This is a genomic window from Paraburkholderia sp. Ac-20347, from assembly GCF_017104805.1.
Classification (GTDB): Bacteria; Pseudomonadota; Gammaproteobacteria; order Burkholderiales; family Burkholderiaceae; genus Paraburkholderia; species Paraburkholderia tropica.
On the sequence record NZ_JAAGPN010000482.1, the window covers coordinates 1 to 2,674 of the forward strand.

2 protein-coding genes and 1 pseudogene are annotated in these 2,674 nt (G+C 69.2%); 1 reads left to right on the forward strand and 2 read right to left on the reverse strand.

Features of this window, described 5'->3' with window-relative positions:
- A pseudogene (locus G3N97_RS37770) lies at positions 1–541 on the reverse strand (DNA translocase FtsK 4TM domain-containing protein); the annotation flags it as partial.
- 230 nt (positions 542–771) lie between these two features.
- Complete coding sequence (locus tag G3N97_RS37775) at positions 772–1,371, reverse strand: META domain-containing protein (protein WP_241031081.1); 600 nt, start codon at positions 1,369–1,371, stop codon at positions 772–774.
- 306 nt (positions 1,372–1,677) lie between these two features.
- On the opposite strand from G3N97_RS37775, the gene purT reads away from it, so the two are divergent.
- The coding region (gene purT, locus G3N97_RS37780; RefSeq protein ID WP_205997849.1) for a formate-dependent phosphoribosylglycinamide formyltransferase at positions 1,678–2,674 on the forward strand (997 nt) is incomplete at its 3' end.

Consider the following 2,674-nt stretch of genomic DNA (forward strand, 5'->3'; position numbering starts at 1 on the left):
GGCCGTAGGCCTGGCCCAGTCCCGAACCGAGTCCCGCACCCATGCCCGCGCCCGATGCGCCACCGCCGAGACTCGCCGCCATGCCGCCCGGCTGCGCGAGGTCCGCGTTCGATTCGCGGCGGCTGCGGCGCGAGCGGCGTTCGCCGCCGTCATCGTCGTCGCGCGCGGGGCGGATATTCAGGCCGAGGCCGAGCGAGATGTCGGCCCACACGAAGAAGTCGCGCCAGCGGAAGTCGATGAGCCAGGGCAGGCTCACGAAAAACAGCGCCGTCATGACGAGCGGGGCCGCGACGTGGCCGATCAGCTTGCCGAGCCCGTCGGCGAGCGCGTGACCGAACGCATCGAAACCGACGATGTGCATCAGCGACGCTTCGAGCACGCAACTCGAAACGAACACGCAGAAAAAGCCGAGCCAGAGCCGGATCGTGCCGGGACCGCGCAGTCCCGCGCCGCCGGGCAGCACCGACTTCACGAGACGCCAGATCAGGGGGATGAACCAGACGGCCGACAAGCCGAACCAGCCAGGAACTACCGTGTGCATGCCAGAGATCAGTGATTAAAAAAGGTGCAACGTGTCGAGTGTTCGAGTGTAACCGCAAGGACCCCGCGCGCCGCAACGCGCGTTGTCGCCGCGCCGCAGTGCGTTCGGTCGCGCGTTAGCGGTTTGCGCTTTGCCGCGCGTCTGAGCGCGTGGCGGCGGTTCGCGTCGCAAAAAAGAGCCGCGCCGGACGAGGGCGCGGCGGCAAGGCGTTGCGGATCGTCAGCGGATCCTTACTCGCCTTGCTTCGCGGGTTGCGCACCCGAAGCCGGCGTGGCCGCCGCAGCGGCCGTGCTCGCGAAAGTCAGGCGGTCGCCGTTTTCCAGGACGAGCAGGAGCGCCTGCGGATCGCGCATCTGCACGCCGCTGCGCGCGATGTGCGAGAGCGCGTCGAGATAGGCGCTTTCGATTTCGCCGCCCGCGCCGATGCACGCCATGCGCGTGCCCGCGAGCTGGCCGAACGAGAGCAGGCCGTTCTTGAGCACGTAAGCGCCGGTGTAGCGGTTGCAGCCCGAGAAGCCGCTCGCGCGGCGCTGGCCGGTGGCGGTCGACAGATCGAGCGTGACCGGACGCGCGCCAGGCGCGTTCGCGGCGGCGGTGGTGCCAGCAGCGGTACCGGCAGCGGCGCCCGGCAGCGAGCGCAGCGAACCGTCGGCGTTCTTCCACTCGACGAGCTGCCAGTGCGAGTTGTCGAGCAATTGCGTGGCGGCCGGATTGAACGGATCGGGCGGCGGCGCGGACGTGTCCTGATGCACCGGCAGCTTGCAGGCGGCCAGCAGCAGCGCGGCGGCCGTGGCGGCTGCGAGCGGCGCCGCGCGTGAAACGAGCGACATGAGCGAAGCGCGCGAGGCGCGAGTCTGGCGCGCCGTGGAGCGTCCGGCAAGGCGGTGGCTCGATCGTTTGAGCATCGCGAAATTCCTGGTAAGCGGCGAGAAGGCGTAAGCGTAACGCACCCGCCCCGCACAAGCGAGTGCAAACGGCTGGGCGGCGCGCTATCTAACTGTGTCCAGATGTATCCGCGAACTCGCCAGGCGGCATGCGCGCGCGTGTTAACATCGGCGCTCTCTCGCATTCGTGCATCACCCGTGGCGCGCGCCGGGTCCCGTGCGTACCGCCCACCGTCATTCTCTGGAGACATCATGCAGACCGGCCCCCGCATCGGCACGCCGCTTTCCGCTTCCGCCACCCGCGTCATGCTGCTGGGCGCAGGCGAGCTCGGCAAAGAAGTGATCATCGCGCTGCAACGCCTGGGCGTGGAAGTGATCGCCGTCGACCGCTACGAGAACGCGCCCGGCCACCAGGTCGCGCATCGCTCGCACGTCATCGACATGGCCGATCCCAAGGCGCTGCGCGCGCTGATCGACGCCGAGCGTCCGCATCTGATCGTGCCGGAAATCGAGGCCATCGCCACCGACGCGCTCGCGGCCGTCGAAGCCGAGCGTGTCGCCGAGGTGATCCCGACCGCGCGCGCCGCACAGCTCACCATGAACCGCGAGGGCATCCGCCGTCTCGCCGCCGAGGAGCTCGGCCTCGCGACCTCGCCGTACGCGTTCGCCGACTCGCTCGACGAACTCAAGGCGGGCATCGCCAAGGTCGGTTATCCGTGCGTCGTGAAGCCGGTGATGTCGTCGTCGGGCAAGGGCCAGTCGGTGCTGCGCAGCGACGCCGACGTCGAGGCCGCGTGGCAGCACGCGCTCGCGGGCGGCCGCGTGAATCATGGCCGCGTGATCGTCGAGGGTTTCATCGACTTCGAATATGAGATTACGCAACTGACCGTGCGCGCCACCGATCCGTCGAGCGGCGAGGTGCAGACGTATTTCTGCGATCCGATCGGCCACCGGCAGGTCGACGGCGACTACGTGGAATCGTGGCAGCCGCAGCCGATGAGCCCGAGGGCGCTCGAACGCTCGCGCGAGATCGCGCACAAGGTGACCGAGGCGCTGGGCGGGCGCGGCCTGTTCGGCGTCGAGCTGTTCGTGCGCGGCGACGAGGTGTGGTTCTCGGAAGTGAGCCCGCGTCCGCACGACACGGGGCTCGTCACGCTTGCGTCGCAGCGTTTCTCGGAATTCGAACTCCATGCGCGCGCGATTCTCGGCCTGCCCGTCGATACGACGGCGCGCGGCCCGTCGGCGTCGG